At 58.2% G+C, this 25,307-nt stretch carries 31 protein-coding genes; 15 read left to right on the top strand and 16 right to left on the bottom strand.

Annotated features, from left to right (window positions below):
- Window positions 1-5: 5 nt before the first annotated feature.
- The 6 genes from G5149_RS11635 to G5149_RS11660 all read right to left on the bottom strand — a co-directional run bounded on the left by G5149_RS11635 (window position 6) and on the right by G5149_RS11660 (window position 4,860).
- Window positions 6-1,445: an RNA polymerase factor sigma-54 gene (locus G5149_RS11635; protein ID WP_005341771.1), complete on the bottom strand. Its 1,440-nt coding sequence runs from the start codon at window positions 1,443-1,445 to the stop codon at window positions 6-8.
- A 65-nt stretch (window positions 1,446-1,510) separates the two neighbouring features.
- Window positions 1,511-2,236 carry an LPS export ABC transporter ATP-binding protein gene (gene lptB, locus G5149_RS11640; RefSeq protein ID WP_005336333.1) on the bottom strand — a complete coding sequence of 242 codons (726 nt, stop codon included), beginning with the start codon at window positions 2,234-2,236 and terminating at the stop codon, window positions 1,511-1,513.
- Between the two features lie 3 nt (window positions 2,237-2,239).
- Window positions 2,240-2,767, bottom strand: a complete 528-nt coding sequence (lptA, locus tag G5149_RS11645) for a lipopolysaccharide transport periplasmic protein LptA (RefSeq protein ID WP_040068817.1) — start codon at window positions 2,765-2,767, stop codon at window positions 2,240-2,242.
- Window positions 2,754-3,314, bottom strand: a complete 561-nt coding sequence (gene lptC / locus G5149_RS11650; RefSeq protein ID WP_005336338.1) for an LPS export ABC transporter periplasmic protein LptC — start codon at window positions 3,312-3,314, stop codon at window positions 2,754-2,756. The genes lptA and lptC overlap by 14 nt, the downstream gene beginning before the upstream one ends.
- Window positions 3,311-3,865: a 3-deoxy-manno-octulosonate-8-phosphatase KdsC gene (gene kdsC, locus G5149_RS11655; RefSeq protein WP_113740250.1), complete on the bottom strand. Its 555-nt coding sequence runs from the start codon at window positions 3,863-3,865 to the stop codon at window positions 3,311-3,313. The genes lptC and kdsC overlap by 4 nt, the downstream gene beginning before the upstream one ends.
- Window positions 3,865-4,860 carry a KpsF/GutQ family sugar-phosphate isomerase gene (locus G5149_RS11660; protein ID WP_040068812.1) on the bottom strand — a complete coding sequence of 332 codons (996 nt, stop codon included), beginning with the start codon at window positions 4,858-4,860 and terminating at the stop codon, window positions 3,865-3,867. Before G5149_RS11660 ends, kdsC begins: the two co-directional genes overlap by 1 nt.
- A 207-nt stretch (window positions 4,861-5,067) precedes the next feature.
- On the opposite strand from G5149_RS11660, the gene mlaF reads away from it, so the two are divergent.
- The 7 genes from mlaF to murA are packed head-to-tail and all read left to right on the top strand — an operon-like array spanning window position 5,068 to window position 9,588.
- Window positions 5,068-5,868 (top strand): phospholipid ABC transporter ATP-binding protein MlaF, encoded by an 801-nt coding sequence (gene mlaF, locus G5149_RS11665; RefSeq protein WP_005336343.1) that lies wholly within the window; start codon window positions 5,068-5,070, stop codon window positions 5,866-5,868.
- Window positions 5,868-6,647, top strand: a complete 780-nt coding sequence (mlaE, locus tag G5149_RS11670) for a lipid asymmetry maintenance ABC transporter permease subunit MlaE (protein ID WP_005341787.1) — start codon at window positions 5,868-5,870, stop codon at window positions 6,645-6,647. Before mlaF ends, mlaE begins: the two co-directional genes overlap by 1 nt.
- Window positions 6,648-6,654: 7 nt before the next feature.
- Entirely contained in the window at window positions 6,655-7,152 is a 498-nt protein-coding gene (mlaD, locus tag G5149_RS11675) for an outer membrane lipid asymmetry maintenance protein MlaD (protein WP_005341789.1), read from the top strand.
- Between the two features lie 2 nt (window positions 7,153-7,154).
- The gene (locus G5149_RS11680) at window positions 7,155-7,787 is read left to right on the top strand and encodes an MlaC/ttg2D family ABC transporter substrate-binding protein (protein ID WP_005336350.1); all 633 of its coding nucleotides are present in this window, start codon (window positions 7,155-7,157) and stop codon (window positions 7,785-7,787) included.
- Entirely contained in the window at window positions 7,784-8,056 is a 273-nt protein-coding gene (locus tag G5149_RS11685; protein WP_323896078.1) for an STAS domain-containing protein, read from the top strand. Before G5149_RS11680 ends, G5149_RS11685 begins: the two co-directional genes overlap by 4 nt.
- On the top strand, window positions 8,056-8,313 hold the full coding sequence (ibaG, locus tag G5149_RS11690) for a BolA family iron metabolism protein IbaG (protein ID WP_005306001.1): 258 nt from the start codon (window positions 8,056-8,058) through the stop codon (window positions 8,311-8,313). The genes G5149_RS11685 and ibaG overlap by 1 nt, the downstream gene beginning before the upstream one ends.
- A gap of 18 nt (window positions 8,314-8,331) precedes the next feature.
- Window positions 8,332-9,588 carry a UDP-N-acetylglucosamine 1-carboxyvinyltransferase gene (gene murA, locus G5149_RS11695; protein ID WP_005341797.1) on the top strand — a complete coding sequence of 419 codons (1,257 nt, stop codon included), beginning with the start codon at window positions 8,332-8,334 and terminating at the stop codon, window positions 9,586-9,588.
- Window positions 9,589-10,167: 579 nt separating this feature from the next.
- On the opposite strand, the gene G5149_RS11700 is transcribed toward murA, so the two are convergent.
- A complete protein-coding gene (locus G5149_RS11700) occupies window positions 10,168-11,421 on the bottom strand; it encodes a phospholipase D family protein (protein WP_421212477.1) in 1,254 nt (417 codons plus the stop codon).
- Window positions 11,422-11,485: 64 nt separating this feature from the next.
- On the opposite strand from G5149_RS11700, the gene G5149_RS11705 reads away from it, so the two are divergent.
- Window positions 11,486-11,662 (top strand): hypothetical protein, encoded by a 177-nt coding sequence (locus tag G5149_RS11705; RefSeq protein WP_337073412.1) that lies wholly within the window; start codon window positions 11,486-11,488, stop codon window positions 11,660-11,662.
- On the opposite strand, the gene G5149_RS11710 is transcribed toward G5149_RS11705, so the two are convergent.
- From G5149_RS11710 to tatA, 3 genes are all read right to left on the bottom strand, one after another.
- Window positions 11,640-13,061, bottom strand: a complete 1,422-nt coding sequence (locus G5149_RS11710; protein ID WP_337073413.1) for a lytic transglycosylase F — start codon at window positions 13,059-13,061, stop codon at window positions 11,640-11,642. The two genes, G5149_RS11705 and G5149_RS11710, sit on opposite strands and share 23 nt — an antisense overlap.
- A gap of 229 nt (window positions 13,062-13,290) precedes the next feature.
- Complete coding sequence (locus G5149_RS11715) at window positions 13,291-13,593, bottom strand: YfcZ/YiiS family protein (RefSeq protein WP_421212478.1); 303 nt, start codon at window positions 13,591-13,593, stop codon at window positions 13,291-13,293.
- A 16-nt stretch (window positions 13,594-13,609) separates the two neighbouring features.
- A complete protein-coding gene (tatA, locus tag G5149_RS11720) occupies window positions 13,610-13,771 on the bottom strand; it encodes a twin-arginine translocase TatA/TatE family subunit (protein WP_005339944.1) in 162 nt (53 codons plus the stop codon).
- Window positions 13,772-14,047: 276 nt separating this feature from the next.
- Here tatA and G5149_RS11725 point away from each other — a divergent pair, with 276 nt between their 5' ends.
- The gene (locus tag G5149_RS11725) at window positions 14,048-15,016 is read left to right on the top strand and encodes a LysR substrate-binding domain-containing protein (RefSeq protein ID WP_216979955.1); all 969 of its coding nucleotides are present in this window, start codon (window positions 14,048-14,050) and stop codon (window positions 15,014-15,016) included.
- A gap of 68 nt (window positions 15,017-15,084) precedes the next feature.
- On the opposite strand, the gene G5149_RS11730 is transcribed toward G5149_RS11725, so the two are convergent.
- Window positions 15,085-15,684 carry a YhgN family NAAT transporter gene (locus G5149_RS11730; RefSeq protein ID WP_005341806.1) on the bottom strand — a complete coding sequence of 200 codons (600 nt, stop codon included), beginning with the start codon at window positions 15,682-15,684 and terminating at the stop codon, window positions 15,085-15,087.
- 99 nt (window positions 15,685-15,783) lie between these two features.
- Complete coding sequence (locus G5149_RS11735) at window positions 15,784-16,029, bottom strand: YecH family metal-binding protein (protein WP_216979954.1); 246 nt, start codon at window positions 16,027-16,029, stop codon at window positions 15,784-15,786.
- 210 nt (window positions 16,030-16,239) lie between these two features.
- Here G5149_RS11735 and G5149_RS11740 point away from each other — a divergent pair, with 210 nt between their 5' ends.
- Entirely contained in the window at window positions 16,240-17,523 is a 1,284-nt protein-coding gene (locus tag G5149_RS11740) for a dicarboxylate/amino acid:cation symporter (RefSeq protein WP_005341810.1), read from the top strand.
- Between the two features lie 7 nt (window positions 17,524-17,530).
- On the opposite strand, the gene G5149_RS11745 is transcribed toward G5149_RS11740, so the two are convergent.
- Complete coding sequence (locus G5149_RS11745; protein WP_005341811.1) at window positions 17,531-17,845, bottom strand: DUF2007 domain-containing protein; 315 nt, start codon at window positions 17,843-17,845, stop codon at window positions 17,531-17,533.
- A gap of 9 nt (window positions 17,846-17,854) precedes the next feature.
- The gene (locus G5149_RS11750) at window positions 17,855-18,757 is read right to left on the bottom strand and encodes a LysR family transcriptional regulator (RefSeq protein ID WP_216979952.1); all 903 of its coding nucleotides are present in this window, start codon (window positions 18,755-18,757) and stop codon (window positions 17,855-17,857) included.
- Between the two features lie 96 nt (window positions 18,758-18,853).
- On the opposite strand from G5149_RS11750, the gene G5149_RS11755 reads away from it, so the two are divergent.
- Window positions 18,854-19,906 carry an HlyD family secretion protein gene (locus G5149_RS11755; protein WP_216979951.1) on the top strand — a complete coding sequence of 351 codons (1,053 nt, stop codon included), beginning with the start codon at window positions 18,854-18,856 and terminating at the stop codon, window positions 19,904-19,906.
- Window positions 19,906-21,459: a DHA2 family efflux MFS transporter permease subunit gene (locus G5149_RS11760; RefSeq protein ID WP_005341814.1), complete on the top strand. Its 1,554-nt coding sequence runs from the start codon at window positions 19,906-19,908 to the stop codon at window positions 21,457-21,459. The genes G5149_RS11755 and G5149_RS11760 overlap by 1 nt, the downstream gene beginning before the upstream one ends.
- A gap of 78 nt (window positions 21,460-21,537) precedes the next feature.
- Here G5149_RS11760 and G5149_RS11765 read toward each other — a convergent pair whose 3' ends face one another.
- Window positions 21,538-22,164, bottom strand: coding sequence for a lysoplasmalogenase (locus G5149_RS11765; RefSeq protein ID WP_194494934.1), 627 nt, complete (start codon window positions 22,162-22,164; stop codon window positions 21,538-21,540).
- 187 nt (window positions 22,165-22,351) lie between these two features.
- Here G5149_RS11765 and G5149_RS11770 point away from each other — a divergent pair, with 187 nt between their 5' ends.
- The gene (locus G5149_RS11770) at window positions 22,352-22,492 is read left to right on the top strand and encodes a hypothetical protein (RefSeq protein ID WP_216980339.1); all 141 of its coding nucleotides are present in this window, start codon (window positions 22,352-22,354) and stop codon (window positions 22,490-22,492) included.
- A 66-nt stretch (window positions 22,493-22,558) separates the two neighbouring features.
- On the opposite strand, the gene G5149_RS11775 is transcribed toward G5149_RS11770, so the two are convergent.
- Window positions 22,559-23,689, bottom strand: coding sequence for a fatty acid desaturase (locus G5149_RS11775; RefSeq protein ID WP_421212479.1), 1,131 nt, complete (start codon window positions 23,687-23,689; stop codon window positions 22,559-22,561).
- A 147-nt stretch (window positions 23,690-23,836) separates the two neighbouring features.
- Between G5149_RS11775 and fabR the strand changes: the two genes are divergently transcribed.
- Window positions 23,837-24,457 carry an HTH-type transcriptional repressor FabR gene (gene fabR, locus G5149_RS11780; RefSeq protein ID WP_005341820.1) on the top strand — a complete coding sequence of 207 codons (621 nt, stop codon included), beginning with the start codon at window positions 23,837-23,839 and terminating at the stop codon, window positions 24,455-24,457.
- A gap of 19 nt (window positions 24,458-24,476) precedes the next feature.
- Window positions 24,477-24,842, top strand: a complete 366-nt coding sequence (locus G5149_RS11785) for a YijD family membrane protein (RefSeq protein ID WP_005341821.1) — start codon at window positions 24,477-24,479, stop codon at window positions 24,840-24,842.
- Window positions 24,843-25,307: the final 465 nt, after the last annotated feature.

The following is a 25,307-nucleotide window of genomic DNA, read 5'->3' on the forward strand; positions in this document are numbered from 1 at the left end:
TTTGCCTAAACCAGGCGTTTGCGCTGATTGGAAGGTGGGATAAACAAGGATTCGCGATACTTAGCGATCGTGCGTCTCGCCACCATAATACCCTGTTCGGCCAGCAAATCCGCGATCTTGCTATCACTTAACGGCTTGGCAGGATTCTCTGCCGTGACCAGCTTCTTGATTAGCGCGCGAATTGCGGTCGATGAGCACTCTCCTCCTCCTTCGGTGTTCACATGGCTGGAGAAAAAAAACTTCAACTCGAAGATACCACGGGGGGTATGCATATACTTCTGGGTCGTTACCCGGGAGATGGTCGACTCATGCATCTCCACCGCTTCGGCGATATCGTTGAGCACCATCGGCTTCATCGCCTCTTCACCATACTCGAAAAAGCCCTGTTGTTGCTCGACAATGCAACTGGCCACTTTCAGCAGGGTATCATTGCGACTTTCCAGGCTCTTGATGAACCACTTGGCTTCCTGCAAATGGGAGCGAATAAACTGAGTATCCGTGCTGCTGCGGGCATTGCGGGCCATAGCGGCATAAGCCTCATTGACCCGGATACGAGGGGCGGAATCGGGATTAAGCTCTACCACCCACTTGCTGCCCTTCTTGACTACGGAGACGTCAGGGATCACATACTGGGAGTCGCTCTGGATGATGCCGTTGCCGGGGCGCGGCTCCAGCAACTGGATCAGGTCCAGCACCTCCTTGAGATCGCTCTCTTTGAGTTTTGTCTTGCGGGCAAGGGTGCGGTAATCCCGGTTGCCGAGCAGCTCCATGTGCTCGAGGATCACCTCTTTGGCCTCGTTGAGCCAGGGGGTCTGCGGGTCATACTGGTCCAGCTGGATCAGCAAACACTCCTGCACAGAACGGGCAGCAATGCCGACCGGATCGAAGTGCTGCACCCGCTTGAGTACCGCCTCGACCTCATCGAGTTCCACCTCTACGTCATCGCTGGTGACTGCAGCCTGGATATCCTCCAGCGCAACGGTCAGATAACCGGATTCGTCGATGGCATCGATGATGGCGAGCGCGATGGCGGCATCCACATCGCTGAACGGTGTGAGCCGCATCTGCCACAGCAGATAATCCTGCAGGTTTTCGGTGGTTTCACCCTGATAGACGCTATCTTCCCCATCATGGATGGGGCCCGCGCTCTGGGCGGTGCCGGCAGAGTAAACCTCGTCCCAGGTGGTATCCACCGGCAACTCGTCCGGCATCTGCTCTTGGGCCATGGCATCGCTGGAATCCAGCTGGCTGGCATCGACCGGCGCTTCCGGACTGGTCTCTTGCGCCTCGCTCTCTTCCTGCTCCAGCAGAGGGTTGTTTTCGAGCGCTTGCTGAATTTCCTGCTGAAGTTCCAGAGTGGAGAGCTGGAGCAGACGAATCGCTTGTTGTAATTGCGGCGTCATGGTCAGGGACTGACCGAGACGCAACTGTAATGTCGGCTTCATCTACGTCGGGATATCCTTATGTTCAGCGAGGCACTCGTCAAAGGAAATGAAGGCATGCCCCCTTACTATAGACTGAATTGATCGCCCAAATAGACGCGCTTGACCTGCTCATCGGCAAGGATGTCAGCCGGTGCACCTTCGGCAATCATCTTGCCGTGGCTGACGATATAGGCCTTCTCACATACGTCCAGAGTCTCTCTGACGTTGTGGTCGGTAATCAAGACGCCAAGGCCCCTATCTTTCAGATGCTGAATGATCTTCTTGATGTCTATCACAGAAATCGGGTCAACCCCTGCAAAGGGTTCATCCAGCAGAATAAAACGCGGCTCGGCCGCCAGCGCACGGGCGATCTCGACCCGGCGACGCTCACCACCGGAGAGGCTCTGACCCAGGTTGTCGCGAATGTGGGTGATATTGAACTCTTCCAGCAGTTGCTGAACCTTGTCCTCACGCTCCTCACGGCTCAACCCCTTGCGGGTCTGCATCACGCCCATCAGGTTGTCGAACACCGACAGGCGACGGAAGATGGAGGCCTCCTGCGGCAGGTAACCGATACCGTTACGCGCCCGCACATGCATGGGCTGCAGGCTGATGTCCTGATCGTCGATGGTGATGAGACCGGCATCGCGCTGCACCAGCCCCACGATCATGTAGAAGGAGGTGGTCTTGCCCGCCCCGTTGGGGCCGAGCAGGCCAACAATCTGGCCGGTGCCCACTTCAAGGCTGACATCACTCACCACCATGCGGCGCTTGTAGCTCTTCTGCAGGCCCACTGCTTTCAACACTGCCATGGCTTATTTTCCCTGCTTCTTCTGGTCGGCGGGCTTGTCGAAATTCTCTACCTGATCAGGCAGGAACACGGTTTTGACCCGCTGGCTCGGGCTCTTGCTCTCGGCGATCATCTTCTGTTTGACGATGTCGTAGCGGATCAGATCGCCATTGACCTGGCTATCTTCCTGCTTGAGCTGACCGTTGCCGGTGATGGTCACCAGCCGGTTCTTCAGCTCGTAGCGGATAGTGTTGCCGTGGGCATTGACCGGCTTGCCGTTATCCAGGATCTGGAAGAAGGTGGCGGGCTTGCCGTAGGCAGTCATCACCTCGGCCCCTTTCTCGCCGGAACGGGTCACAACCACCTTGTCAGCTTTGATCCGGATGGTGCCCTGATTGATGGTCACATCCTCTTCGAAAGTGATGCGGTTGTCCTGCATCTCGGCCACCTGTTTGACGGCATCGACGTAGACCTTCTCGGCAAAGTCGGACTCTTTGGCGGTCACCGCACCACACAACAACAGGGCTGCGAGGGCCAGATTAGCGTTTTTCATTGAAATAGATGGCATGGCCTTGATCCAGTAACTCAAAATATTTGCGGTCCAGATGGCCCTTGAGGCCAACCCCTTGGGTCTGGAAATCCCGACCCAGAATGTTCACTTCCCGGTTGCTGCGCACATCCTGTGTCACCAGATCCAGCTCCAGATAGGGGGTATCCAGTGTGGAGATGAAAGAGGTAGGTAGCAGACCATCCAGATGCACCTTGTCCCGCAGGATGACGTTGTCGCCGGTGTTGAGCACGCCGGTTTCGGCGGTCACCTTCCACTCGGCGGCCCCCTGATCGTCATACATGTAGACCACCGGCTTGTCGAAGGTGGCCTGCTCGAGGATTTGATAATACTCGGCGTAGGTCGACTCCAACCGCTCGGTACGCTTGCCATTGATATCAAAACGGGTGGTCACCAGATCTTTGGCGACAAAATCCGGCTGATAGTTTTCGATTTTGACGGCGCTCTCAGGCACCAGCTCAACCTTGCCCAACTGCCAGGCAACCAGCGCGACCAGAAACAGCAGGGCAAACAACAGGGTCTGTCTGCTCATACCGAGGCCTCGGGCTGATAATCGTCGTGGCCCTGCGCCTGCAAAATGAGGTCACACACCTCGCGCACCGCGCCCATGCCACCGCCAAGCCGGGTCACCATATCGGCACGACTCAGCACTAGCGGATGGGCATCGGCCACCGCGATACCCAGGCCGCAAGCGTCCATCACCGGCAGATCGATGGTGTCATCGCCCATATAGGCGGCCTGCTCAGCAGTCAGCCCCAGCTTGGCCAGCAGCGCTTCGAAGTGAGGCAGCTTTTTATCAGCCCCCTGCACCACATGAGCCACCCCCAGACTTTTCATCCGATCGCTGACGATACGGGAGTTGCGCCCGGTGATGATGGCAATCTCGATCCCGGCATTGAGCAGCGCTCGCATGCCCGCGCCATCGCGGGTACAGAAGGTTTTCAGCTCTTCGCCGTTGTTTCCCATGTAGATGAGGCCATTGGAGAGCACCCCGTCCACATCGCACACCAGCAGGCGGATTTGCGCCGCCTTCTCAAACTGGCTGCGCGTCACCGGACCATAGAGGGTCGGTACGTTTTGCATCAAATTACTCCGGCTTTCAGCAGGTCGTGCATGTTGAAGGCGCCGAGCGGGCGTTTCTCTTCATCCACGACCAGTAATCCGTTGATTTTTCTCGTTTCCATCAGCTTGACGGCTTCCGCAGCCATCATCTCTGGACCTACGGTAACACAGTTGGCCGTCATCACGCGGCTGATGGGGGTGTGATGGATATCGATCTGCTGGTCGAGAATGCGGCGCAGGTCGCCATCGGTAAAGAGCCCGGCCAGCAGGCCATCGCCATCGACCACTGCCGTCATACCGAGCCCCTTGCGGCTCACTTCCAGCAGCGCCTGGCTGATGGTGGCATCTATCCCCACCCGGGGCAACAGATCGCCACTGTGCATCAGGTCGCCAACCCGCAGCAACAGACGCTTGCCGAGCGACCCGCCCGGGTGAGAGAGGGCGAAGTCATCGGCGGTAAAACCGCGCGCTTCCAGCAGGGCCACCGCCAGGGCATCGCCCATGACTAAGGTTGCCGTGGTGCTGGAAGTGGGTGCCAGACCCAGCGGGCAGGCCTCTTTCTCCACCTTGATGCACAGATGCACGTTGGCCTCTTTGGCCATGGTGGAGGCCGGATTGCCGGTCATACAGATGAGCGGAATGCCGCGGCGCTTTAGTACCGGCAGCAAGGCCAGGATTTCGTCGCTCTCGCCGGAGTTGGAGATAGCGATGATAAGGTCACCGCTGGAGATCATCCCCAGATCACCGTGACTCGCTTCTCCCGGGTGAAGGAAGAAGGCCGGTGTGCCGGTGCTGGCGAGGGTGGCGGCAATCTTGCTGCCGATATGGCCCGATTTGCCCATGCCGGTGACCACTATCTTGCCACCGCAGCGCAGCACCATTTCGCACGCCTTGTCGAAGGCGTCGTTCAGATACTGATAGAGTCCATCAATGGCTTGCTTTTCTGTGTCCAGCACCGCGCGGGCACTGCGACGAAAATCGAACAGTTCAGACACTTTCTCAGGCTTTACAGACATAAAGACACAGCTCCGGGCCGAAATTAGCTGCGGGATTATAAAAAAGTCTGCCCGGATAAGCGAATCGGATGGCAAGTCCTGCACCCAGCGACGCACTTTGTTACAGAAAACTGTCGCGCAAACGGGTCCAGGGGCTGTTCAATAGTTGTTCCTTGCTGTTGCTTAGACCTAGACTAGCCCATAAAATTCGCACCTCATTTACACCGGATGGACAATTGTTTGAACAATGACCTGATCACCATCTCCGATCTGACCTTCAGTCACGGAGATCGGCTGTTGTATGACGGGATCAACCTGACCATTCCTCGTGGCAAGGTGACCGCCGTCATGGGCCCGAGCGGCATCGGTAAAACCACCCTGCTGCGGCTGATCGGTGGCCAGCTCAAGCCGGAGTCCGGTCACATTCTGTTTGACGGGGAAGATATCCCCACCCTCTCCCGTTCGCGCCTCTATGAAGTGCGCAAGCGGATGAGCATGCTGTTCCAGAGCGGCGCCCTGTTTACCGGCATGACGGTCTACGACAATGTGGCCTTCCCGCTACGGGAACACTCCGGCCTGCCGGAGGAGCTGATCCACACCATCGTCATGATGAAGCTGCAGGCGGTGGGCTTGCGCGGCGCGGCGAAACTGATGCCCTCCGAGCTCTCCGGCGGCATGGCGCGCCGGGCAGCGCTGGCACGGGCAATTGCGCTCGATCCTGACCTCATCATGTATGACGAGCCGTTCGTCGGGCAGGACCCCATCACCATGGCGGTGCTGGTCAAGCTGATCAAGGAGCTAAACGATGCCCTTGGTATCACCTCCGTCATCGTCACCCACGACGTGAAAGAGGTGCTGAGCATCGCCGATTACGCCTACATCATTGCCAATCGCAAAGTAGTGGCCCACGGCACGCCGGATCAGCTGCGCGAGGAACACAATCCCGAAGTCGAGCAGTTCCTCAAAGGATTGCCCGATGGTCCTGTTCCGTTTCATTTTCCGGCAGGCGATCTGCTACAGGATCTCTGATGTTGATAAGTCAAATAAGCAAGCTGGGGCGGGTCGGAGTGCGGTTTATCAGCTCCGTCGGTCGTGCCACCATCATGTTGTTCCATGCGCTGGCGGGCAAACCCGAACCGCGCAAGCATTTCCCGCTGCTTGTCCAGCAGCTCTATGTGGTGGGCGTGCAGTCGGTGGCCATCATTCTGGTCTCCGGCCTGTTCATCGGCATGGTGCTCTCGCTGCAGGGTTACAACGTATTGAAGGATTTCGGCGCCGAGCAGAGCCTGGGGCCGCTGGTTTCCCTCTCCCTGCTGCGGGAACTGGGGCCTGTGGTCACGGCGCTGCTGTTTGCCGGCCGTGCCGGTTCGGCCCTGACCGCCGAGATCGGTCTGATGAAGGCCACCGAGCAGCTTTCGAGCCTCGAGATGATGGCGGTCGATCCGCTGCGCCGGGTGGTAGCCCCCCGCTTCTGGGCTGGCGTCATCAGCATGCCACTGCTGGCTTTTATGTTCAGCCTGATCGGTATCTTCGGCGGCAAACTGGTCGGCGTGGACTGGCTCGGCGTGGACGAAGGGGGCTTCTGGTCTGCCATGCAGGCCTCCGTCGATTGGGGTGAAGACATCATGCAGGGCGCCATCAAGAGCCTGATCTTCGCCCTGGTGGTTACCTGGATTGCGCTCTTTAACGGCTATGATGCCAAGCCGACCTCGGCCGGGATCAGTCAGGCCACGACCCGTACCGTGGTCCACTCATCCCTCGCCGTACTCGGCCTGGATTTTATACTCACTGCAGTCATGTTTGGATAAGGTAAAGATGAAGTTCAGCAAAGTAGAATTCCTGGTCGGCACCTTCATGCTGGCTGGCATCGGTGCCATTCTGGCACTGGCCCTGCAAGTGGCCGGTTTGAGCTTCAAACCGGAAGGAGAAACCTATACCCTGCGCGCGCATTTCGATAATATCGGCGGCCTGAAAGTCCGTTCGCCGGTCAAGGTCGGCGGCGTGGTGGTCGGTCGGGTCAGCGATATCGTACTGGACCCGAAAACCCAGGTGCCTGAAGTGACCCTGATGATGCAAAAGAGCGCTGGCGAGTTCGCCGATACCAGCACCCTCTCCATCCTCACCTCCGGTCTGCTCGGCGAGCAGTACATCGGTCTGGCCCCCGGTTTCAGCGATGAGGAGATGGGCACCGAGATGCTCAAGGATGGCGACCTGATTGAAGACACCAAATCCGCCATCGTGCTGGAAGATCTGATTGGCAAGTTCCTCTACAGCCAATCCTCCGACAGCAAATCAGACAGCAAGAAGGAGTAACCATGTTCAAGAAAATCGCCCTGCTGCTGGGTCTGATGACCAGCATGCTCTTTTCCCTGTCTGCCCAGGCCGCAGTCGATGCCACCGACCCTAACGCGCTGGTTGATCAGGCTGCCAAGCAGACCTTTGCCCGCCTGAAGGCCGATCAGGCCCAGGTGAAGAGCAATCCGGATCACCTGCGGGTGATCATCCGCGAAGAGCTGCTGCCCTATGTGGACAACCGCTTCGCCGCCTACAAGGTGCTTGGCAACCAGATTAAAGAGACCACCGAAGCGCAGCGCAATGCCTTCGTCGAGGTGTTCACCGAGTACATGGTGAGCTCCTACGCCGATGCGTTGGCCCATTTTGACAAGCAGACCGTCAAGGTCGAGCCGGGCAAAGCCCCCAGCGGTAACATCACCGCCGTCAACGTCAGCGTGAAAGAGGCCGGCAAGCCGGACATCTTCCTCGAGTTCAAGCTGCGCAAGAATAACAAGACCGGTGAATGGAAAGCCTTTGACATGGTGGCAGAGGGGATCAGCCTGCTCTCCGCCAAACAGAGCGAGCTGGGCGGCCTCATTCGCCAGAATGGCATCGATGCGGTGATCGCCCAGTTGCGCGAACACAACGCAAAGCCGCTGGTACTCAAACCATGACCCTCAGCGGTGAGCTGCAGGCGCCACAGGTCAATGACCTGTGGCAACGCCGCGCCGAATGGTGGCAGGACGACCAGCTCGAGCTCAGCGGCGTCGCCACCCTCGACTCTGCCGGGCTGGCCCTGCTGGTCAAATGGGCCAAAGCCGTATTAGCGCGAGGCGCCACACCGCTACTGGTGGGCGCCTCCAGTGATTTCTATACCCTGGCCAACCTCTACGGGGTGGCAGGGCTGTTTCAGTCAACCCCGCTCACAACTGAGGACGCATAATGCAAGTCTCTGAAATTGAAGCGATACTCCTTGAGGCTCTGCCATTGTCCGAAGTCCATGTCAAAGGGGACGGTAGTCACTACCAAGTGATCGCCGTCGGTGACATGTTTGACGGCATGAGCCGGGTCAAGAAGCAGCAGGCCATCTATGCCCCGCTGATGGACAAGATCGCCAGCAACGCCATCCATGCCCTCTCCATCAAGGCGTTCACCGACGCCGAGTGGAAACGCGAACGTAAATTCCTATTGCCCTCCTGATTTGGTAACGAAGTAAAAATGGACAAATTCAAAATCGATGGTCGTTGTACTCTCAACGGCGAAGTGACCATCTCTGGCGCCAAAAACGCAGCCCTGCCGATCCTGTTCGCGACCCTGCTGTGTGATGAAGAGGTGCACCTCTCCAACGTGCCGCGCCTGAAAGATGTGGGCACCACTATCAAGCTGCTGGAGATGCTGGGCGCGACCACCAAGGTCAACGGCAACGTCACCGTACTGACCGGTGCGGTGAACAACCACGTCGCCCCCTACGAGCTGGTGAAGACCATGCGCGCTTCCATCCTGGCGCTGGGCCCGCTGGCTGCCCGTTTCGGTGCTGCTGACGTCTCCCTGCCGGGCGGCTGCGCCATCGGCGCCCGTCCGGTCAACCTGCACGTCCACGGTCTGGAGCTGATGGGCGCCAAGATCACCATCGAGGATGGCTACATCAAGGCCCGCGTTGACGGTCGCCTGAAGGGTGCCCATATCCTGATGGACATGGTCTCCGTCACCGGTACCGAAAACCTGATGATGGCCGCCACCCTGGCTGAAGGCCGTACCGTGATCGAAAACGCCGCGCGCGAGCCGGAAGTGGTCGATCTGGCCCACTTCCTCAACGCGCTGGGCGCCAAGATCCAGGGTGCAGGCACCGACACCCTGATCATCGACGGCGTCGAGCGTCTGCACGGCGGCAGCTACAGCGTCCAGCCTGACCGTATCGAAACCGGTACCTTCCTGGTGGGCGCAGCGGTTACCGGCGGCAAGATCACCTGCCGTAACACCGACCCTACCCTGCTGGAAGCGGTACTGGTCAAGCTGGAAGAGGCTGGCGCCCTGATTGAGAAGGGTGAAGACTGGATTACCCTCGACATGACTGGCCGCACCCTCAAGCCGGTCACCATCAAGACTGCCCCCTACCCGGCCTTCCCGACCGACATGCAAGCCCAGTTCACCGTACTGAACGCGGTGGCCCAAGGTACCGGCATGATCACCGAGACCATCTTCGAGAACCGCTTCATGCACGTTCCCGAGCTGGTACGGATGGGCGCCGACATCGAGTTGCAGGGTAACGTGGCCATCTGCCGCGATACCGCCCAGCTCAAGGGTGCCCAGGTGATGGCGACCGATCTGCGCGCCTCTGCCAGTCTGGTGCTGGCCGGCTTCGTGGCTGAAGGTTCCACCATCGTCGATCGCATCTACCACATCGACCGTGGCTACGAGAACATCGAGCAGAAGCTGCAAGGTCTGGGTGGCCACATCGAGCGCATCAAGGGCTGATAGCTCCCTGATCGCTGGCCGATAAAAAGGCCCCCTCGCTAATGCAAGGGGGCCTTTTTACATTCGCCTGGGCTGCCGAGATTTAATGCGGTCGAGAGTGGCCCATATCGTGCCAGGCTATTTACCAGCCCCCCTGGCGGCCAATGTTCATTGGCTCGAGACTCGCCAAAGAACCAAAAAAGTGGGGTGACATGTCCATGTCACCCCCTCGCAAATAGCATGTTCCATATTGGAGTCCGGCCACGCCGAGCTTCTGTTTCACTTTCCGATAGTTCGCGACCCATCTGAAGTGCGCGCCAATTGCAGCGATGCAACCGGCCAGCTACCCGTTACAACCTTCGTCCACACGGCAGACAAGCCACCGTGTTTGTCCTTGCAACTGAAATATTACGCATAAAAACAAAATAAAAAACGTTTTTATGCCCATTCCATTCACATTGAAGTACAAAAAACAGCCTTATCATCACCACTAAATTGTTATAAAACAGCTAGATAGATTCAATCATAGTTATTAACCCGCAAAGGTCATCAGCAATGACTTACAAGGCTTTGCGAGATCTCGCACAAAAAATGGCCGCCTCACAGCCAACGGCGCAGTGGCAACCAGTCGCTCAGGCGGGCTATCAGCCGCCTTGACCACCCCTCGGGTTTGCGCGGCAATCCACCGGCCTGCACCTGCCAGCGAGCCAGCCACATTCGCAGCGCCTCGCAGATCGGCGGGCAGTGCAGATGCAGCATCAGCTCGGTATTGAGAAACAGCGAGCGGGGATCAAGGTTGAGGCTGCCAAACAGCGCCCGCGCCTCCCCCAGCAGGATCAGCTTGGCGTGCAGGCTGCCGTGGCCATGATCAAACTCGGCGACCCGGATCCCGCGACGCAGCAACCAGCCGAGATAGCGTTGGTAGGCGCCATAGACCAGCGGCACATCGGTACTGGCCAGCGAGTTGGTGAGAATATCGATGGCAACACCCTGCTGGCGCAGCCGCGCCAGACGATGCCGAAACCCGCGGGTCAGGATGAGGTAAGGGGTCACCAACCCCAGCGAGCCGGGATTGTCAGCCAGCTGGCGCCACAACTGGCGAGCGGTGGTGGGGCGGGAGATCAGCCCCTTGCCGGGACGATCGAACCACACCTCGGCAAGACCCTCATGCCATTGCAGCGGCACATCGCTTTCGTCGAACAGTTCCGCGGGCAGATCGTAGACCGTCGCCACCGTCGGATCCGTCATGGTGAACAGGAAGTCGTTGACCACCTCTATTTCGGCGGGCAGCAGCTCGCGGCGCAGCAGATGGCGGATGGGGTGACTCCAGCGGCTGCGCCAGAACTGCTCGAACCCCTGCGTCATCTGCTGGCATAGCCTCCCCTGACAGGCGAGATCGAGATCCACGAAGGGAGCTTGCGGATCCAGACCGAAGTAGCGATCGCCGATGTTACGCCCGCCAATCAGTGCCAGCTTGCCATCCACCAGCAACAGCTTGTTGTGCATCCGGTGGTTGATACGGCGAAAGCTGAACAACCCCTCCAGCAGCAGTGCCAGCGGGCGCCAGCCCCGCAGCCAGAAAGGGTTGAACAGCCGCACCTCGATCCCCGGATAGTGAGCCACCATCTCCAGAAAGCGGTTGTCACCGGCATAAAGATCATCCACCAGCAGCTGCACCTTGACGCCGCGCCGGGCGGCATGAAGCAGCTCGCTCAGCAGCAGCTTGCCGCTGCTGTCCTCCTCCCAGCTGTAGTACTGCGCCTGGATCCGCTCGCGGGCATGGCGGATCCAGTGACAACGCACCTTGAGCGCCAGCTGGGGATCGTCGATCAGGGCAAAGGAACCGGGGATCATCCTGCTGTCATGGCCGGGTGTCATAACGCTGGCGAGCCTCTCACATACTCAAAAGGAGTTGCTGATGGAACTGCATGATACCCCGATGTTGCGCTATCTGGGCCAACTCAGCCAGCCAGATCTCATCCCGGCCACCGGCCCCGCCCACTGGTTCCTGCAACACAGGGACGGTGGCTGGCAACTGCCGACCGTGCAGGCGACCCTGCTAGTCAACCGGCTCAGGGCTGAGCCGCTTCGATAGCGGCAGCCTTGCCCTCGATCTGGGGCAGGCTGAAACGATAGGCCACGTAGTACTTGTAGATGGTGCCAACATAGTTGATCGGCCCCTGCCCGACTTCGTTGGCCACCAGTTGATCCACGTTGCCGAACCAGACGTTAGGATCGAGCCCCTGCTTCTCCGCCTTGCCTCGCAGCGCCTGCACCCGGTTCGGCCCGGCGTTGTAGGCGGCGAGGGCAAACAGGTGACGGTTGAGCCGATCCAGCTCGGGATCATTGAAGTAGGTATCGAGGATCAACCGCATGTAGCGGCAGGCGGCTTCCACATTGCCCTCAAGGGTGGTCAGTCTGACGCCGTTGATGCCGACCTCCCGCCCCGTGCTAGGCAGCAGTTGCATGATGCCCACGGCCCCCTTGTGCGAACGCACCTTGGGATTGAGGCCGGACTCCTTGTAACCGAGCGCCGCCAGCATCAGCCAGTCGAGATCGTATTGATTAGCGTACTTCTCCAGCACCTTGCGAATGGTCGCCAGTCGCCCCATGGGATCCGGCGCCAGGATATTGCTCATCTGATCGCTGTGAACCAGCAACCGGCGCAGAGTCATGTCGCTGTAGAGGCTGTTGCGGCTGACGCTCGCCAGATAGCCATTGACCGCCTTGAGCAGCTCGGGGCTGTTCTTGCGCAGCGCCCAGCCACTGGTGCCATTGCTGCGCAGGGGGATCAACTTGTGAGCCTTGAGACCGGAGATCATGCCACCCAGCCAGATCCGCCCCTTGTAGCTGTCGGTCACCGTCAGAGGAATAATGCCTGCAGCCACCATCTCCAGCAGATCGCCATCCTGTAGATATTCGGGCACCGTTTCGATATAGACGGGGGGCAGCCCCAACTCACGAAACAGCCAGTTGAGCTGACGCAAACTCTCGTAGTAGCTGGAGCTGGCGCGCACCCAGACCCGCCTGCCGGAGAGCTGGGTAATGCGGTTGAAGGCGGGCAAGCTGTTCTGGCTCACCACCCACTCCTCGATGGAGGAGATGAGCGGCCGGGAGAAGGCCACCTGTTCACGCCGGGTCGGGGTCACCGTCATGGTCGCCGCCACCAGATCGCCGCGCCCCTCGGCCAGATAGTCCAGCAGCTTGTCCTGGCGCACCGGGATGTAGACCACCTTGAGTTTGACCTTCTCTTTGGCAAGATAGATGTTGTTCAGCCAGCGCTCGAATCCTTGCAGCTGATTGACCAGAATGCCGTACTGGGAGCCGCGATCGAGAAAATAGAAACCACGCTCATAGACCACCAGAGCCCTGAGTTCGCGCTTTTGCAGAATGCTTTCGAGGTCCCCGGGTTGGGGCAAACGCACCGGCTTGAGCTCAGCCGCCAGCAGGGGAAAACAGCAGAGGGCCAGCAGAGCCCAGATCCAGCGTCGCATCACGATGGCTGCCCCTGTGCTGAGGTCACGCCTGCTGCCTGTTGGCAGCACGGATCACGATAGAGAGTGGGATTGGGGGCAGAGATCCATCGCTGCGTCATGATGTTTACGCCTTCTGTTGGCCGACTCGCGCCGGGCAAAAACGTCTGTGGGATAGAGTAACTATAGAACGCCGACCCACAGCAGAAGGGTCAACACGGCAGGCAAACCTGCCGCGTTATCAGACCACTCAGATAGAGCGGGCCCGCATTTCGAAAATCAGTTTTTCGGCAGTGCAGGTGAATTGCAGGCGGGCTTTCAGGATCACGCCGTTGGCGCCCTGGGTCAGTTCGCTGCTAACTTGAGCTTCGGCAGTGACCTGTTTGGCCAGTACTTCATAGGCAGCCAGCTTGGCGCGGGCATCAGCCTCGGCAGCGGCTTCAATAACCAGATCCATCACATCGTCGCCTTCGCCGATGATGGTGCCGATCTCGGCAAAGCAGCCGCAGCTGTCACAGGTTTCGTTCAGTTCAACTTTCTCGTCTACAGACATGTTCTACTCCTACTGCTTATTTCGGATGATTTGCGTCGTCACGCATCGCCTTGCGAAAATCTTTGATGGCGGTACCCAGATCCTCACCTGCACTAGCAAGACGCTTGCTGCCGAAGACCAGCACAACGACCAGCAAGAGGATCAACATATGCCAGATATGAATTCCACCGAGTCCCATAGGGATACTCCCTCACAAAGAGATATCTGTTACTTGTATCAAAATAGAGCGCAGGGATTGTTGGGCAAAATCAAGGCAGGTGCAAGTGAGCAAATAAATCATAGCCAAAAAATAGGGCGACCCTGAGGTCGCCATATTGATTGTGCTACATGTCCCCTCAACCGCTACATCCTGTACCAGTGGTTCATGCGAACCTGAGACCATTCGAGGATAAGATCGCCAAGATATGAAAACAAATGGTATAAATTCATCTTAGAATTGAAGAGGATTCATATCATGCTGCTGGAACAACTAGGTCGTATTGATCTTAATCTGCTTATTATCCTGCAGGTGCTGCTGGAGGAGCGCAACGGCAGCAAGGCAGCACGCCGCCTTCACCTGAGCCAGTCAGCAGTCAGCAAAGCCCTCGGCCGTCTGCGCGATACCTTCAACGATCCCCTCTTCATCCGCTCTGCCTACGGGCTGGAACCCACCGGCCGTGCCCTTGCGCTGCAACAGCAGTTGCAACCCATCCTGCTGTCGCTGGACAACCTGATCCAGCCGCCCGAGTTCGACCCCGCCAGCTCGGAGCGAGAGTTCGTCATCGCCAGCATGGACAGCGCATTTACCCTGTTTGCGCCGCTCTACCTGAGCGAGCTGAAACGGCAAGCGCCGCGGATCCGGCTGCGTTACGAAGAGTGGACCGAGAACAGTCTGACCGAGATGAGCCAGGGGCAAGTGGATATCGCCTTCGCGGTGCGGGAAAACTGCATCAACTCCGATTATCGGCTCGACACCCTGCCCGGTAGCATCTGTCAGCGACTACTGGCTATAGACGATCTCACCTGTCTGGTGCAACAGCATCATCCGGCGTTGCGGGAGCAGGAGTGGGATCTCGATCGCTACCTCAGCTATCCCCATGTTCAGACCTACTGCGAGGGACGGGATCGCTGGATGCTGGACCACAAGCTGGCGGAACAGGATCTCTACCGACGCATCGAGGCCACCGTGCCCTCCTTCGAGGCAGCGCTGCGGATGGGGATGCACTCCGACATGATTGTGACCCTCTCCAAGCTCTACGCGCGCCATGCTACTCAGGTCTACCCGCTGTTGCAGCTCCCTCTTCCCATCGAACTGGACAGCATTTCCCACCTGCTGATATGGCATCAGCGCCACAGTGAAGATCCTGGCCACCGCTGGCTACGGGAGACCCTCCTCTCGCTCATCATGAACAAACTGGAATCCTCCGTCATCGGGCACTCCTGACTAATCATTGCTGAAAGTCAGATAGCAAAAGGGGCTCGATAAGAGCCCCGTTCCATCGTGCCGGACAGTCAGTTCTGGCCCGTCACCGCCAGATAATGATGTACACCATCCAGCAACATCTGCACCGAGATCATCACCAGCAGCATGCCCATCAGCCGTTCCACCGCAGTAAGTCCCCGCTCACCCAGCAGCTTGTTGAATACCTCGTAGAACATCAGGATCACCGCGCTGGCAGCCCAGGCCAGAAAGAGTGCCAGCGACCAGTCCACCATTCGGGCTGGCTCCTGATTGGCCAGCAACATCAAAGAGGCCAGGATCGAAGGGCCAGCGATCATCGGAATCGCCATCGGTACCAGGAAGGGCTCCTCACCCGCCGCCAGCCCGGTCACGCCCCCCTCACTCGGGAAGATCATCTTGATGGCGATCAGGAACAGGATAATGCCGCCTGCGATGCTGACCGCCTCCTGCCGCAGATTGAGGAAACCGAGGATCTGCTGACCGACAAACAGAAAGAGCATCATGATAGCCAGCGAGAAGAGCAGTTCGCGCACCATCACCTTGCGGCGTCGCTTGGGATCGATATGACGCAAGATGGAGAGGAAGACCGGCAAGTTGCCCAGCGGGTCCATGATCAGAAACAGCATGACTGCGGCAGAGAAAGTATCCATACAACGCCCGGACTACGCCTTGAACAGAGAAAAGACAAGGGGCGAAATATAGCAAAGGGTGAAGAATTGAGCGAGCGCCATGATGCGCTCGCAGCGGGGTTAACCGTGGTTGCAGATCTTGTCGGCGCGGGTCTGGAAGCCCTCTGCCGAATCGATGAATTTGCCGCGGGCCGCCAAAAAATCAATCAGAGCCTCTGCATCCATCTCTCGAGCACTACAGGTATGGAAGCGAGCTTCGGCACCGAACCTTTCGGCCATCGCCTGTTTCAGGCTGGCAGGGGTAAATTGCCCCCCCTGTACCAGCATCATCTCCATCACTTCATGACCATGTATCGATTGCGACATTTTCAAGCCTCATAAATAAACATATTTAATGCCAATTAAATATCGCCCTGCCCGTAGGGATCTTGATATAAACCAATAAATTGTGCATTACCTGGCCGGAGGAGTGGTCAGCGCCGCCGCTTTGTCGATAATGTGGCAACCCGCGTCAGGGATCGCTACACTGACGCCCCTTTTTCGCCATCGCAGACAATTTATAAGGATATTGGCGTCATGCTGTTCCATGGAGAGGCTCTCAAGCCCTGGCAGATCTGGACCCGCCGCCCACTCTGGCTCAAGACCCTGATCGGCATGCTGATTGGCGTCGGCCTGGGCGTCGGCTTTGAAGAGCAAGCTCTGCTACTCAAACCCCTTGGGGTCTTGTTCGTCAATACCATCCAGATGCTGATGGTTCCTCTTATCTTCTGCTCGGTCATCGCCGGTCTCACTTCTCTACTCAAGGGCAAGGGACTGGATCGCATCGGCAGCAAGGCGATCTGCCTCTACTTCTGCTCGACCGCCATCGCCATCTGCATCGGCCTGATGATGGGCTGGCTACTGGAGCCCGGCATGGGCGCCAATATGGGCCCACATCAGCGACTGGGAGGAGAAGCCCAACCAGCCCTGGCGAGTGTGCTGAATCAACTGGTGCCGAGTAACCCGGTACAGGCAATGGTGGATGGCAAGATTCTACAGGTGATCGTCTTTGCAGTCGCGCTGGCAGTGGCCCTTAACGCCAGTGGACGCCGCGGCCGGCCAGCCATCCTCTTCTTCACCTCATTGGCCGAAGGGATGTTCAAGTTGACCCAGATGGTGATGGCGCTAGCCCCCTATGGAGTCTGCGCTCTGATGGCCTGGATGACCTGTAAATACGGTCTCGACCTGCTGTTACCGCTGCTCAAGGTGATCGGTGCCGTCTACCTGGGTTGTCTGCTGCACGTGCTCGGAGTCTACAGCAGCCTGCTACTCCTGCTGGCGCGGCTCAATCCCTTGCACTACTTCAAGAGTATCGTCGATGCCCAGGCGGTGGCTTTCACCAGCAGCTCCAGCAGCTCTACCCTGCCCATCAGTCTGGCCTGCGCCGAGAAGCGGCTGGGGGTCTCACCCGCCATCACCGCCAAAGTGCTGCCCATCGGCGCCACCATCAACATGGATGGCACGGCCCTCTATCAGGGAGTCACTGCACTGTTCGTGGCTCAGGCATTCGGGGTGGATCTGCACATGGTCGATTACCTGACCATCATCAGCATCGCCACCCTGGCCAGTATCGGCACCGCCGGCACGCCAGGCACCGGGTTAATGCTGTTGACCCTGACACTGACGGCTGTCGGACTGCCACTGGAAGGGGTTGCACTAATTGCTGGTATTGACCGGCTCCTCGACATGGCGCGCACCACGGTCAATGTATCGGGGGATATTTTGGTGTCGGTGCTGATCGCCCGCAGTGAGAACGAGCTGGATCTGGCGACCTATCACGATGCCAGCGCGGGGGAAGATATCGAGTTTCCACCACGCTAGCATAAGATTAGCTGTCGTGGGGATCGTGATGACAGCGCCAACACACTTCGAAGTTGGCGCCGTTCTCCTCCCCGCACTGACCGCACAGCCAGCCATTACCTTGCCGCTGCTGGTAACGCTCGATAACCCGCCCTGCTCTGCTGCGATCTTCGGCCCTGACCATCAAGGTCACCTGCAGCAGGTCAACGGGCAGATCGCCAAAAGCGCCTGACAGGCCATCGCCATTGAGACGCACCGCCACCCCTTCGACCTCCAGCGCCCCTTTCAGGGCGTGTGCCTCCAGGGTATGAGAGGCGCGATAGAGATTGATCCAGTTATCCATAGCTCCCCCTTATAACAGCTTGTCGATGCCAAACTCGGCGCCGTTCTCAATCATGAAATCGATGAATGCCCGCAACTTGCGCGGCATCAGTTGCCGCTCCGGAAACAAAAGATAGATAGGGACTCTGGGTTGCTGCCACTCGGACAGCAGGGTCACCAGTTCACCGCTGGCCAACTCCTCCTGACAGAGCATAGCGGGTAGCGAGGCCAACCCCAGCCCCGCCTTCGCCGCCTCTCGGGCACAGGTAATATTATTGACCCGAAAACGGGATGGGGGGTCAACCAGTACCTCTCTGCCATCTCGCTCGAAGCACCAGTGAGAGGCGAGAAATCCGCTGCTCACCGTCACCCGCTCATGGTTTGCCAGATCTTCCGGTCGCGTGATGGCCGAGCTGCGCGCCAGATAGTCCGAGCTGGCACAGAGCAACCGCCCAGTGCTCCAGAGTCGGCGAGCCGCCAGATTGGAGTCACTCATGTCACCTATCCGCACCACGGCATCCAGACCTTCGCTGATGGGATCCACTACCCGGTTGGTCAGTTCCAGTTCCACCTGCAGGGTGGGATAGCGTTGCAAAAACTTGGCGACGATCCGCCCGATCACCAGCTGACCCGTCTCGATGGGTACCGCCAGCTTCAAGGTGCCAGTCACCTCCTGCTGGCTGGCGCTCAGCATCAGCTCGGCTTCGGTCAGGGCATCGACGGCCTTGCTGCAGTGCAGGTAGTACTTCTCCCCCTCCTCGGTCAAGGTGAGCTGACGTGTGGAACGGTAGAGCAGGCGAACCCCGAGCCGCTGTTCCAACTCGGCGATACGGCGGCTGACCATCGCCTTGGTCATTCCCAGCTCTCGGGCGGCTCCCGTAAATGAGCCCTTATCGACGATACGAACCAGAATTAACGCGGCATTGAGGTCCATTGTTGCACCAGTGAAACTATATATCTCGATATCTCATACTAATCGAAACAGTTGACCAGTGTTAGCCTGCGCCCCTTAAGTTCAGGAATCACAAAAATGAGTCAACACAAAAAAATTCCCCTGCTGGCAGCCATGATATTGGCGCTGCTCGGTCTGCTGTTCGCCGGTTACTGGTATCTTCACGGCCGCTATTTTGAAAGTACCGACAACGCCTACCTGCAGAGTGAAGTGACCGGGATCAGCTCCAAGTTGCCCGGCTATATCCGCGAAGTGCTGATCACCGATAACCAGCCGGTCAAAGCGGGTCAGTTGATCGCCCGTCTCGATGATCGCGAATACAAAACCAGGGTTGCGGAAGCAGAAGCCGACCTGCGCCTCAATCAGGCGACGGCCGAAAATCTGGCCGCCACCCGCACCCAACAACGGAGCCTGATCCAGCAGGCCGAGGCCAAGGTCGCCTCGGCCAATGCCGAACAGCTGCGCGCCAGCCAGCAGGTCAACAGGATCAGTCAGCTCAACCAGCGCCACTACAGCTCGCAAGATAGCCTTGATGAGGTGAACGCCTCCCTTCAGGTGGCGAGGGCGCAGGCCGAAGAGGCCAAAGCCGCCCTGCAGGCGGCCCGTGAGCGACTGCTGGTACTGGATGCCGAGCGCAAACAGAACCTGGCCAAGCTGGCATTGAGCGAAGCACAACTGGAGCAGGCCAAGCTGGAGTTAGGTTATACCGAGCTGCGAGCACCGGCCGATGGCATCATCGGCAAGCGCAGTCTGCGGGAAGGGCTCTACGTCCAGTCCGGCATGCAGGTCGCCAGTCTGGTGCCGCTGCAGCAGGTGTGGGTCGAGGCCAACTTCAAGGAGACCCAGCTCGCCCATATGCAGCGAGGCCAAAAAGTAAAAGTGGTGCTGGATGCCTACCCGGATCAACCGGTCGAGGGGATCATCGACAGCCTAGCCCCGGCCACCGGTGCCAAGTTCGCCCTGCTGCCGCCGGAGAATGCCACCGGCAACTTCACCAAAATCGTGCAGCGGGTACCGGTCAAGATCCGCATCCCCCAGCCGGGCCTGCTGGCAGGCAAGCTGCTGCCGGGTCTCTCTACCGAAGTGATCGTGGATACCCGCACGCCTGATCCCGTGGTTGCCGCCAACTGATGGAACCCATTCCACGTCGCAACTGGATCGCGGTCATGGGGGGGCTTATCGGCGCCTTCATGGCCATCCTCGATATCCAGATCACTAATGCCTCCCTGAAGGATATTCAGGGGGCGCTGTCGGCCACCCTGAGCGAAAGCTCCTGGATCTCCACCTCCTATCTGGTGGCGGAGATGATCGCCATCCCCCTGAGCGGCTGGCTGAGCCGAGGGCTGAGCGTGCGCCGCTACCTGCTCTGGACCACCGGCGCCTTTATCGCTGCCTCCGTGCTCTGCTCGTTCAGCTGGAACCTCACCAGCATGATCGTCTTCCGGGCGCTGCAGGGCTTCACCGGCGGGGCACTTATCCCGATGGCCTTTTCCCTTATCGTCACCCTGCTGCCGCTGCAGAAGCGGGCCACCGGCATGGCCCTGTTTGGCCTCTGCGCCACCTTCGCCCCCGCCATCGGCCCGACCCTCGGCGGCTGGCTCACCGAGCAGATGTCGTGGCACTACATCTTCTATCTCAACGTACCGCCAGGACTGCTGGTGATGGCCATGCTGGCCCACGGGCTGGATAAAAAACCGGTGGACTGGGCCGTGATTAAGCGGGTGGACCTTATCGGCATCGTCACCATGGCGCTCGGGCTCGGCTTACTGGAGGTGGTACTGGAGGAGGGCAACCGAGAGGACTGGTTCGGCTCAAGCTTCATCGTGCGACTGGCAGTCATCTCGGCGGTGGCGCTGGTGTTCTTCGTCATCAGCCAGCTGATCCGCCGTCACCCGCTGGTCAATCTGCGGCTGCTGCACAACCCGCGCTTCGCGCTGGCCTGCTTCGCCTATCTGATCCTCGGGATGGCGTTGATGGGCTCTATCTATGTGTTGCCGCTCTACATGACCCAGATCCACAACTACAACGCGCTGGAAATCGGCGAGGTACTGATGTGGATGGGACTGCCGCAACTGCTGGTGCTGCCGCTGGTGCCCAAACTGACCCACAAGATAGACCCGCGCTATCTGGTGAGCTTCGGCTTCCTGATCTTCGCCGTCAGCTGCTTTATGAACGTCAACATGAGTGCCGACTACGCCGGGCCACAGCTGATCCAGTCGCTCATCGTGCGGGCGCTGGGGCAACCCTTCATCATGGTGCCGCTGTCACTGGTCGCTACCGCCAGCCTGAGCCACGACGAAATCCCCTCCTCCTCGACCCTGCTCAACGTGCTGCGCAACCTCGGCGGCGCATTCGGTATCGCCATCATCGCGACCCTGCTCGACAACGATACCCGCACCCATGTGCTGCAAATTGGCAGCACTCTGGCTGCCAGCAGTATCGAGGGGCAGAGCTATCTGCTGCAGCTGGCCCAGAGCATGATGGCGCAGGGCTCTGGCCCCGAGATTGCCCAGCAGCAAGCTCGGGCCATGCTGGCCAATACCATCAACCGGGAGGCGGCCATCATGGCCTACAACCAGGTGTTCTACATCATGGGGATCTTCCTGCTGATCGCCAGCGCCCTGATGCTGTTGCTCAAATCCCCCGTCCCACGGGCAGCCGATGCCGAACCGCTAGAGGCGTGAAAAACCGCCGGGCATAAAACGAAAAACGGGCGAATACCCGTTTTTCTTTATCTGTTACCTGTACTCAACCACGTGGTGTTATCCCGCCAGCGACCCTGCAATCAGGAATTGCGCGGCGAAGTAGCTGCTCATCACCCAGGCTCGAGCGTGGGGAAAGGGGCGGCGGAAGCGATCGAGCGCCAGCATGCTGTCGGAGAAGAGGAACATCAGTGCTCCCACCAGAGCTGCGGCAGAACCGGCTGTAAGAGAGGCGTGCCAGGCACCGGCGGCCACCCAGGCCATGCCGATGATCACCAGCATGTAGCAGAAGACCGGGATCCGCATCTCTCCCAGCTTGCTCCACAGCAGGCCAAATACCATGCCGGCAATCAGCAACAGCAGCAAACCGTCCACCAGATTGAGCAACAGCGGCCCCTGGGCAAACCCGACGATATAGCAGAGATGCGCGACAAGAAATGCCGCCAATCCCTGAATGAAGCGATCGCTTGGCAGCATCAGCAACACATCCCCCGCCAGCGAGAGGCAGAGGCCGAGCAGGATCCAGGCGTGAGAACCGTCGTGGTCATAACTTTGGTAGCCGAATGCCAAGGCGATGATAAACAGCATGGTCAGCGGCTTGCTGATATAGAACTGGCGGCTGTCTGAACCGTAGGCAGCACGGATGTGCCACCAACCTGAAGCGATGATCAAGAAACTCAATAACATGCCCTGCTCCTCACCTGTTGCTCGCAGTCATACGACAACTATTTTTATCATGGTGCAGGGTAACAAATTCCCTCTCCCAGTGGCAGGGATGCCTAGCAAATAGCCAGACTAAGCCTAAAGTCTAATTGCCGCCCCGAGCGATTCAGGGGATAAGTGACGGGTCTGGAGGATCACCATGGATGAAGCTATGAAAAACTATCTACCCGCCATCGACATCATGATGTGCCATCTGGGGATCAGCTTTGAGCAGGCCTGTGAACAGCTGGGACTGAGCCCACTGGAGCAGCAAACCCTGAGCCTGCTACAAGAACAGGATCGACCCGAGTAGCAAACAACCTGCTGCCTCCGCTACACAAAAGAAGACCACCTGACGGCGGTCTTCTTTTTCATCCAGCTAGGCAGCCCGTGTAGTGATACCTGCCAGCAGGCGGCTCCAGCTGCGCTTACCTGCGATAAAGCTGTCCCGCAGGGCTCTGTACTCCAATTGCAGCTTGAGACGGTCATAGCGCGCCAGAGCCTTGCGCTTGCGCTGTTCCAGCAGCCGTTTGCGACTGGCGTAGTAGTGCTGCAGCTGCTGGCTCAGCTTTGAATACTCTTCCTGTAACAGTGCCTGCCACAATTCACGGTCATCCTGCTTGCAGAGTTGCGCCTGGGCCCGTTTCAACTGCATCTCCAGCCTTGCCTGTTCAATCCGCTCTTCCGGCACAGAACGAAGGTTTGCCGCCAAGCCACACCAGGAGGCAAATCGAATCAACCACTTGGTCGGATCGAACTGCCACCAGTGAATGCCATTGCGGTAATCATGCTCGAACAGATGGTGAAAATTATGATACCCCTCACCAAAGGTAAAAAAGGCCAAAATACCGTTGTCGCGGGCCGTGTTACGGTCGGTATAAGGCTGACTGCCCCAAATATGTGCCAGTGAATTGATAAAGAAGGTGGTGTGGTGGGTCATCACCATCCGCAGCACGCCCGCCAGCAGCAGCATGCCGAGCAGATCCCCGTGCCACAGGCCAAGCAACAGCGGCAGGCCCAGATTGGTCGCCAGTACCAGCACCAGATAGTGGCGATGCTGAAACGCGACTACGGAGTTATTCTGCAGGTCCCGTACATTGCTGTAATCGCCATACACATCTCCCTGATACTCTCGTAGCATCCAACCAATATGGGAGTACCAAAAACCGCGCCCGGCGCTGTAGGGATCCTTATCGTTGTCATCCACATGGCGGTGATGGCGACGGTGGTCGGCAGCCCAGTGTAACGCCGAGTTCTGCAATGCCAGCGCACCGCCAATCGCAAACAACCACTGCAACGCAGGATGCGCCTTATAAGTCTTGTGCGACCAGAGACGGTGATAGCCAGCGGTGATGGATAGGCCACTCAAACAGAACAGCAGCAGGAGCGTGACCCACTGCCAGATGTCGTAACCGTGGCTCATGCCATACCAGGGCACGGCAACCAGTGCAACCAGTCCGGAGAGGGAAAACAACAGGGTATTGGTGATAATAATCGGGGGTTTAGCCATCTTCTTGCATCCTTTCAGCGAACAGCTGTTAGCCATTTTCCATGGCAACTTCGCCATGGTCAATGGTAAAAAAGTAGGATACAAACCTGATCCGAAGGCGCCTTCGGGTTATCATTTGGCCTCGTTAAGCTGAAGGTGACTGATTTCGTGGGTATTCGCGCTCAACAAAAAGAAAAAACACGGCGTACATTGATTGATGCTGCATTCAGCCAACTATGCGCCAACCGAAGTTTCTCCAACCTCAGTCTGCGGGAAGTTGCCCGTGAAGCGGGTATCGCTCCCACCTCCTTCTATCGCCACTTCCGCGACATGGAGGAGCTGGGACTCACCTTGGTTGATGAGGGGGGACTGACCCTGCGTCAACTGATGCGCCAGGCACGACAGCGCATTGCCGGTGGTGGCAGTGTCATCAGCACCTCGGTGCAGACCTTTATGGAGTTCGTCGAGAACAATCCCAATATCTTCCGCCTGCTGTTGCGGGAACGTTCCGGCACCTCGGCCGCGTTTCGCCAGGCGGTAGCACGCGAGATCCAGCACTTTATCGCCGAGCTGACCGACTACCTTGAAGCAACGACCAGAGCGCCACGGGAAGATGCCTACATCCAGGCAGAAGCCATGGTTACCATCGTCTTCAGTGCCGGTGCCGATGCGCTCGACATGACCAGCGAAGAGTGCCGGGCGCTCTCCGACCGAACTATTCGCCAACTGCGGATGATAGCCATGGGCGCAGAGGTACAAAACCAGAAGCGCCGTGAACCCCACCCATGACCACAGGATGGAGAATGACATGTCTGAACAGCTTATGATCCCCAAAAAACCGCTCGCCATGGCCATGCTGATAGGCATCTGTGGCGATGCCTCTCTGACCGTGCTGACCAACTCGGTCGTGCCTTTCTCCTTCTTCCCGCTGATTGCCCTCTGGCTGGCGGCCTACCAGCTTTTTCAGCACTATCGCCATGAACCCATGGTGGGCAACACCCCCATCTGCACCCTGCTCTGCTTCTTTATCGGTGTCTTCGGCCACTCCGCGCTGCTCAAGGTGCAATACCCGGAGCTTGGCAGCAACTTCTTCTCCCTGATCATGATGCTGCTGCTACTGGCAGCCCTCTCCATCAAGCTCGGCCTGAGCATTGGCAACAAAGAGAAGCCCTGATAAATCGACCGAGTGATGGTAATCAGCTGATAGATAAAGCAAAGAGGTCTTCCCGACGGGAAGGCCTCTTTGCTTGAACGGTACCTGATTAATCCGGCAATCTCGGTATTCCCAACCTCACCAAGCAGCTTGGCCTCCAAGATAGAGGAGAGGGAGCAATATGAAGCTGTCTTGTAGCCAGCATGCAGATAAAGCCTGAGTTGGTTGGCCATAGCACCACTCGAATGGCTGTAAATTGAGCTGATAACGCTCTGATATAACTAGAAAATAGTGATAAGAACAGGCTGTCTGGTTCTCTTCCTGCAGATAAACACTAACACTGGCTGTCTAACACGCTAAAAACACCAAAGCCCTGTCGTCAGACTGGGCTTGTGCTGGCTCTGGTGTACAAATCTGTGGCTCTTATGAGCAAACCGCCCATAGCAAAAAGGCCTTCCCAATCGGGAAGGCCTTCAAATTAGTGGC

Origin of the sequence: Aeromonas sp. 600479 (genome assembly GCF_049175515.1) — a bacterium.
In the GTDB taxonomy this organism is placed as follows: domain Bacteria; phylum Pseudomonadota; class Gammaproteobacteria; order Enterobacterales; family Aeromonadaceae; genus Aeromonas; species Aeromonas veronii_A.

Coding starts and splice junctions, on each gene's coding strand:
- G5149_RS11635 (WP_005341771.1), bottom strand. CDS start 1,445: ATGAAGCCGACATTACAGTTGCGTCTCGGTCAGTCCCTGACCATGACG.
- lptB (WP_005336333.1), bottom strand. CDS start 2,236: ATGGCAGTGTTGAAAGCAGTGGGCCTGCAGAAGAGCTACAAGCGCCGC.
- lptA (WP_040068817.1), bottom strand. CDS start 2,767: ATGAAAAACGCTAATCTGGCCCTCGCAGCCCTGTTGTTGTGTGGTGCG.
- lptC (WP_005336338.1), bottom strand. CDS start 3,314: ATGAGCAGACAGACCCTGTTGTTTGCCCTGCTGTTTCTGGTCGCGCTG.
- kdsC (WP_113740250.1), bottom strand. CDS start 3,865: ATGCAAAACGTACCGACCCTCTATGGTCCGGTGACGCGCAGCCAGTTT.
- G5149_RS11660 (WP_040068812.1), bottom strand. CDS start 4,860: ATGTCTGTAAAGCCTGAGAAAGTGTCTGAACTGTTCGATTTTCGTCGC.
- mlaF (WP_005336343.1), top strand. CDS start 5,068: ATGGACAATTGTTTGAACAATGACCTGATCACCATCTCCGATCTGACC.
- mlaE (WP_005341787.1), top strand. CDS start 5,868: ATGTTGATAAGTCAAATAAGCAAGCTGGGGCGGGTCGGAGTGCGGTTT.
- mlaD (WP_005341789.1), top strand. CDS start 6,655: ATGAAGTTCAGCAAAGTAGAATTCCTGGTCGGCACCTTCATGCTGGCT.
- G5149_RS11680 (WP_005336350.1), top strand. CDS start 7,155: ATGTTCAAGAAAATCGCCCTGCTGCTGGGTCTGATGACCAGCATGCTC.
- G5149_RS11685 (WP_323896078.1), top strand. CDS start 7,784: ATGACCCTCAGCGGTGAGCTGCAGGCGCCACAGGTCAATGACCTGTGG.
- ibaG (WP_005306001.1), top strand. CDS start 8,056: ATGCAAGTCTCTGAAATTGAAGCGATACTCCTTGAGGCTCTGCCATTG.
- murA (WP_005341797.1), top strand. CDS start 8,332: ATGGACAAATTCAAAATCGATGGTCGTTGTACTCTCAACGGCGAAGTG.
- G5149_RS11700 (WP_421212477.1), bottom strand. CDS start 11,421: ATGATCCCCGGTTCCTTTGCCCTGATCGACGATCCCCAGCTGGCGCTC.
- G5149_RS11705 (WP_337073412.1), top strand. CDS start 11,486: ATGGAACTGCATGATACCCCGATGTTGCGCTATCTGGGCCAACTCAGC.
- G5149_RS11710 (WP_337073413.1), bottom strand. CDS start 13,061: ATGCGACGCTGGATCTGGGCTCTGCTGGCCCTCTGCTGTTTTCCCCTG.
- G5149_RS11715 (WP_421212478.1), bottom strand. CDS start 13,593: ATGTCTGTAGACGAGAAAGTTGAACTGAACGAAACCTGTGACAGCTGC.
- tatA (WP_005339944.1), bottom strand. CDS start 13,771: ATGGGACTCGGTGGAATTCATATCTGGCATATGTTGATCCTCTTGCTG.
- G5149_RS11725 (WP_216979955.1), top strand. CDS start 14,048: ATGCTGCTGGAACAACTAGGTCGTATTGATCTTAATCTGCTTATTATC.
- G5149_RS11730 (WP_005341806.1), bottom strand. CDS start 15,684: ATGGATACTTTCTCTGCCGCAGTCATGCTGTTTCTGATCATGGACCCG.
- G5149_RS11735 (WP_216979954.1), bottom strand. CDS start 16,029: ATGTCGCAATCGATACATGGTCATGAAGTGATGGAGATGATGCTGGTA.
- G5149_RS11740 (WP_005341810.1), top strand. CDS start 16,240: ATGCTGTTCCATGGAGAGGCTCTCAAGCCCTGGCAGATCTGGACCCGC.
- G5149_RS11745 (WP_005341811.1), bottom strand. CDS start 17,845: ATGGATAACTGGATCAATCTCTATCGCGCCTCTCATACCCTGGAGGCA.
- G5149_RS11750 (WP_216979952.1), bottom strand. CDS start 18,757: ATGGACCTCAATGCCGCGTTAATTCTGGTTCGTATCGTCGATAAGGGC.
- G5149_RS11755 (WP_216979951.1), top strand. CDS start 18,854: ATGAGTCAACACAAAAAAATTCCCCTGCTGGCAGCCATGATATTGGCG.
- G5149_RS11760 (WP_005341814.1), top strand. CDS start 19,906: ATGGAACCCATTCCACGTCGCAACTGGATCGCGGTCATGGGGGGGCTT.
- G5149_RS11765 (WP_194494934.1), bottom strand. CDS start 22,164: ATGTTATTGAGTTTCTTGATCATCGCTTCAGGTTGGTGGCACATCCGT.
- G5149_RS11770 (WP_216980339.1), top strand. CDS start 22,352: ATGAAAAACTATCTACCCGCCATCGACATCATGATGTGCCATCTGGGG.
- G5149_RS11775 (WP_421212479.1), bottom strand. CDS start 23,689: ATGGCTAAACCCCCGATTATTATCACCAATACCCTGTTGTTTTCCCTC.
- G5149_RS11785 (WP_005341821.1), top strand. CDS start 24,477: ATGTCTGAACAGCTTATGATCCCCAAAAAACCGCTCGCCATGGCCATG.